The sequence below is a fragment of the Propionicimonas sp. genome (genome assembly GCF_047606205.1).
Taxonomy (GTDB): Bacteria; Actinomycetota; Actinomycetes; order Propionibacteriales; family Propionibacteriaceae; genus Propionicimonas.
Genome location: NZ_JASGES010000023.1, coordinates 1 through 5,289, shown reverse-complemented (window position 1 = coordinate 5,289; position 5,289 = coordinate 1). Strand labels below are relative to the sequence as shown.

Annotated in this window: 5 protein-coding genes; 2 read left to right on the top strand and 3 right to left on the bottom strand. The window is 72.0% G+C overall.

Features of this window, described 5'->3' with window-relative positions:
• Together QM633_RS01390 and QM633_RS01385 are read left to right on the top strand one after the other, a co-directional pair.
• Positions 1–904: NAD(P)/FAD-dependent oxidoreductase (locus tag QM633_RS01390; RefSeq protein ID WP_415151928.1), on the top strand; the 904-nt coding region annotated here is incomplete at its 5' end.
• A gap of 173 nt (positions 905–1,077) precedes the next feature.
• Positions 1,078–1,875 (top strand): uracil-DNA glycosylase, encoded by a 798-nt coding sequence (locus tag QM633_RS01385; protein WP_415151927.1) that lies wholly within the window; start codon positions 1,078–1,080, stop codon positions 1,873–1,875.
• A 146-nt stretch (positions 1,876–2,021) separates the two neighbouring features.
• Here the strand turns inward: QM633_RS01385 and QM633_RS01380 are convergent, their stop codons facing one another.
• From QM633_RS01380 to QM633_RS01370, 3 genes are all read right to left on the bottom strand, one after another.
• Positions 2,022–2,828, bottom strand: a complete 807-nt coding sequence (locus QM633_RS01380; RefSeq protein WP_415151926.1) for a ferritin-like domain-containing protein — start codon at positions 2,826–2,828, stop codon at positions 2,022–2,024.
• A complete protein-coding gene (locus QM633_RS01375; RefSeq protein ID WP_415151925.1) occupies positions 2,828–5,086 on the bottom strand; it encodes an HAD-IB family hydrolase in 2,259 nt (752 codons plus the stop codon). The genes QM633_RS01380 and QM633_RS01375 overlap by 1 nt, the downstream gene beginning before the upstream one ends.
• Positions 5,083–5,289: hypothetical protein (locus QM633_RS01370; RefSeq protein WP_415151924.1), on the bottom strand; the 207-nt coding region annotated here is incomplete at its 5' end. The genes QM633_RS01370 and QM633_RS01375, both read right to left, overlap by 4 nt.

The window sequence follows — 5,289 nt, the reverse complement described above, 5'->3', positions numbered from 1 at the left end:
GGACACCAGTTCCGAACCCACCACCACCGCGCGGGTGCCGACCCTGTGCCCGAAGACGTGGACGTGGTTCTACACCACGGGGGAGCTGCAGAACCACGTCCACGTCTTCGGGCACAGGGTCGGCACCCGCGCGGTGGTGGTGGGTTCGGAACTGGTGTCCTGGTCGGCGGTGCTGACCCTGCGCCACGCCGGAGCACGGACGGTGCTGATGGCCTCTCCCCGTCCGGCCCCCGACACCTACGCCGCCGTCAGCCTGGCCGGCCGGATCGCGTTCGGCGTCCCCGTCGCCGCCGCGACCACGGTCGAGCGGGTGATCGGCAAGGGCAGGGTGGAGGGCGTGGAGGTCCTGGATCATGCGACGGGCAGGACCAGGGTGGTGGCCTGCGACTGCGTGGTGTTCACCGCCGACTGGATCCCGGACAACGAACTGGCGGTGCAGCTCGGCCTCGAGCTCCAGCCGCGGTCCCTGGCGCCACTGGTGGACACGGCACTGCGGACCGGGTTGCCGGGCGTCTTCGCGGCCGGGAACCTCCTGCACCCGGTCGACACCGCCGACAACGCCGCGCTGGACGGCCGCCACGTGGCCGCCTCGGTGCGGGCATGGCTTGCCGGACGGGAACAGCCGCCGTCCGGGGTGCAGCTGCGGGCGCGGGCGCCGCTGACCTGGATCGCGCCGGGAGTGGTCCGTCCGGGGGACCCGGCACCCGTGGGCCGTCGGCTGAGCGCCTGGACCTCGGAGTACCGGCGATTCCCCACGCTGGAGGCGAGCCAGGACGGCAGGGTGGTCGGCCGGGTGAGGACTCCGTGGCCGGCCGCGCCGGGCCGGGTCTTCCGGATCCCGTTCGCGCTGTTCGACGGCGTCGAGCATGGCGGGCCTCCGGTGGAGGTGGGCTTCGTCGACTAGCCCCTGGACCTCCTTGTCCGTGATCCGACAACCGCACGATCCCCTCCGTGCCCGGTGGACGGACAAGGATCCGCCGGCTGCGGGATCTGGGTCCCGGTCCCGCGGCCGGACGGGGCGGAGGCTGCTGGAGCCTCCGCACTCACGGCGTGGCCGCTGTGGGGGACGATAGGGGGGTGCCTGCACCCGACTCCGCCGACTACCCCGCCTCCGCCACGGCGGCCACGTCGCTGGACGACCTCGGCGCGCTGGTGGTGGAGTGCCGCGCGTGCCCCCGGCTGGTGGCCTGGCGGGAGGCGGTGGCAGCCGAGAAGCGGGCATCGTTCCGCGACCAGGAGTACTGGGGCCGCGCCGTACCCGGTTTCGGCGACCCCATGGCGTCGATCGCGATCGTCGGGCTCGCCCCTGCCGCCCACGGCGCGAACCGGACCGGACGCATGTTCACCGGCGATCGCTCCGGCGGCTTCCTGTACGCGGGGCTGTTCCGGGTCGGGCTGGCGAACCAGCCGACCTCGGTCGCCATCGACGACGGGCTCGAGCTCACCGGAGTGCGGATCACCGCTCCGGTGCGCTGCGCGCCGCCGGCGAACCAGCCCACCCCGCAGGAACGCCGCACCTGCGCACCCTGGCTGGCGCGGGAACTGGAGCTGCTCGGGCCCACGGTCAGGGTGCTGGTCGCGCTCGGCGGGTTCGGGTGGAAGGCACTGCTGTGGACCCTGTCGGATCTGGGCTGGACGGTGCCGCGCCCCGCGCCCGCGTTCGGGCACGGCGTCGAGGCCGACCTGGCTTCGCCGGACGGGCGTGCGGTGACCCTGCTCGGCTGCTTCCACGTCTCCCAGCAGAACACCTTCACCGGCCGGCTCACGCCGTCGATGCTGGATGCCGTCCTCATCCGGGCCGTGGAACTGTCGGGCGCTGATCACTTTCGGCGCGCACCGCGGGGGGCTCGGGAAGAGCAGCCCCGGTCCTCCTGAGGGAATGGTCTTCACTCACCGCTGCCGCTCTTCCCTCGGCAGAGCCTTCCACAGGCGGCGCGGTGCGTTCACGTCGTGGCGCCAACAGTTATTGAAACGTTACTCGTTCAGTGAACGGGTCGGTCGGCGACCCGGCGTCGGGCCGCTCAGGCGGCGGCCGGCCAGTCCATCTCGTGACGGCGCAGGGCGGTCTCGAAGATGGTCAGGCCCTCCATGCCGGGGAGCTTGGCGATGTTGGCGTCGATGCGGCGGATCTCCGCGAGCCCGTCCTCGCCGTTGAACAGGTGTTTCATGACGTGGTCGAGGTCGGCCTCCTCCGAGATCGACGAGCCGACCGGACGCCACGCCTTCGCCAGCACGAGCCGGGTCAGCGTCCTGGCCATCGCGGACTTCTCCAGCCGTTTGCGGGCCTGCGTGGCGTAGAACGCGGTGTGGCGGGTCTCCTGCTGGCCGATCCGCTTCAGCAGCGGCGACAGCGCAGGGTGCTGCTCGAGCGCCGCCAGCCGGCGGTAGGCGGCGGTCGCACTCCACTCGTTCGCCGCGCCCCAGCTCATGTGCACGGCGACGAAGTCGTCGCCCACGATGTTTCCGAGGATCGACTGCTTGAGCGGGGCGAGCTTGTCCCGCCACTCCAGCTTGACCCGGGCGGCCTTCAGCTCGTCGTAGTCGACCGTGATCCCGTGCCGGCCCAGCACCGCGGCCAGCGCCTCGCCGTGCCAGTACTCCTCCCGGTTCCACATGGTCATGAACGCGCTCACGTCCCGCTCCTTGTGGGACGGGGTGACCAGCAGGTCCCTGAGGTAGCACACCGTGTGGTACTCGACGTTGCACATGTAGCGGACGGTGCGCAGCGTGTCCTCACCGAGCGGGTCTTCGTCGAACGCGTCGAAGTCGAGGTCCTCCCAGGTGACACCCTCGGAGTTCTCGGCGTACTGGTCGATGTCGAACGCCATCACTGGCCTCCTGGATCCGCAACGAAGGGTTCGTCGTCGGGAGCGCCCGTCCGCTTCCACTCCACGACCTCCCAGTGCCTGCCGCGGGCGAACACGTAGAGCCGCTGGTCGGGATTGACGGCGACCGGGTTGCCGACCAGCCGCAGCCACGACGTGTCCGCCTGGCTGTCGCCGTAGCCGTAGGACTTCGACAGGTCGAAGCCGCGGCTCTCCGCGTACTGTCGCAGCCAGGCCGCCCGGGCCTCGCCCACGATCGGCGGGGCGGCCAGGTAGCCGGTCAGCACGCCGTCCCGCTCGTGCAGCCCGCTCGCGACGACCTCGTCGAAGTAGGGCGCGGCGACGCCGGCGAGCAGGTCGACCCCGCCGGTCACCAGGACGGTGTGGTGGCCGGCAGCGCGGTGTTCGGCGACCCGCGCCAGGGCGTCGGCCAGCAGGTGCGCGCGGAGCTTGCGTCCCGCGCTGCCCCGGACGTACCGCTCGACGTCGGCCACCCTCATGCCCGCATGCAGGCGCAGGAAGCTGCGGATGAACTCGCTGCGGTCGCGCCGCTCCGCGGCCAGGTAGCGGGGGAGCAGGGCCAGGATCTTGGTGACCTCGCGCGGCACGGACGTCATGTCGCGTTCGGCGTCGCGCAACCACAGGTACTGCTGCACGAGGTTCGCGTGCAGCACCGTCCCCTCCAGGTCGAAGACCGCGAGCACGCCGGGGCCGGACGCCAGCGGCTTCTGGGTCCGCTCGCTGCGCCCCGAGCGCCCGGCCAGCGCCCGTGGCAGAGAGGTGATCGCCGGCAGATGGACGTCCTGCAGGTAGTGGCTCCAGTCGATCGCGGTCACGTCGAAGCCCGCGTCGTCGTCGGGGCCCGCGGACACCTCGCGGTCGAGCGCACGGGTGGAGGCGTCGTCGAACAGCACCTCCGACTGGACGTAGGCCTGGTAGAGCCCCGAGAACTTCCGCAACAGTTGCAGCTTGGAGCGCGCGGAGTGCAGCGAGTCCGCCCAGTCGCGCGAGCCCGAGGTGGCCGGCAGCTTCGAGATCACCGCGTCGGTGAGCTTCGTGCCCAGTTCCTTGCGCTTGAGCCCGGCCTCGAACCGGATCCCGCCGGGGAACTGCCAGGTCGGCAGGCTGCCGGGCCCGTCGGCGCCGGGGATCGGGTGCGCGCTGAAGTAGGACCGGATGTTCTCCACCATGTGGTGCAGCGGCAGCGGGTTCGACGTGCCCGAGACCACGTGGAAGTAGCGGGCACGGTCCCGGGGGGCCTGCGTGGCCGCGGCGGCGAGGACGGCGTTCACGACGAAGTCGACCGGCACGATGTCGAGCACGCTGTCGGGCAGGCCGGGGAACTCGGGCAGGTTGCCGCGGCCGTAGGCCACGATCAGCGGGTCGGCCACCTTGAAGCCGTCGATCCAGCCCGGGAACGGGTGCCGCAGCGCGCTCTCGATGATCGAGGGACGCACGATCGAGAGCCGGTGGCCGCCGCCGAGCCACAACTCCTCCGCCAGCCGTTCGGCCAGCGCCTTGGTGAGGGTGTACACGTCCGTCCAGCCCAGGCTCTGGGCGCGGGTGAGACCGTAGGAGACCAGCTCGTCGTTCACCCATACGCAGCGGGCGGCCTCGGTGGCCTCGGCGACGGCGCGGGGCCCGACCTTGCCGACCTCCTGGTTGGCCTGCTTGAGGAAGCGGCGCAACTGCTCGGGAGTGCGCGACAACTCCTCGGTGCGGACGCGGGCGGACCGCGCGGCGGCCTCCTCGGCTCGCCAGTCCGCCTGGTGTTCGACCGGACCCTCGGTGACCAGGCCCTTGCGGGCGGCGTTGACGTAGGCCGTCGACACGTGCACGACATGCGGATCGGCGCCCGCCTCCAGCAGGCCCTGGTACAGCTTCGAGACGCCGGTCACGTTGGTGGCGAAGGCCGCGTCGATGGGGTCGTCGAAGTTCACGCTCGACGCGCTGTGCAGCACGATGTCGAGCCGTTCGGGTTCCGGGCCGAGCGTGCCGAGGCCGCCCTCGACCACGACCACGCGCTCGGCGAACTGGCGGCGGGCCTCGTCCTCGCCGACGGCATCGAGCCAGCGCGAGAAGACCGGCTTGCGCAAGAGGTTCTCGACCCGGTGCTGCGCACCGAGTGAGCCCTTGGGCCGGGCCAGGACGACGATCGTCGTGCCGGGGTGGCTGCTGAGCAGTCGCTCCAGGATGGCCTGCCCGACGAATCCGGTGCCCCCGGTGAGCAGGATCCTGGCGTTGCCGAGTTCGACGCTCACCGGGCCGCCGCCTTCCTCGCCCGAGCGGCGGCCGTCCGGACCAGAGAAAGCCCCTGGAGTCCAGGCAGGGCGTCCACCCTGGCGTCGAGCAGGGCGAGGTCGGACGCGGTCACGACCCCGCCGAGGAGCGCGGCCAGCCGAGCCGGCGGCTCGTCGGCCGAGCCGAGTGGCCAGGCCAGCCTGGGCAGGCGGCGCCGGGCCAG

Excerpts from the sequence above, each read along its gene's own strand:
- QM633_RS01380 (WP_415151926.1), bottom strand. The coding sequence starts at position 2,828 with ATGGCGTTCGACATCGACCAGTACGCCGAGAACTCCGAGGGTGTCACC.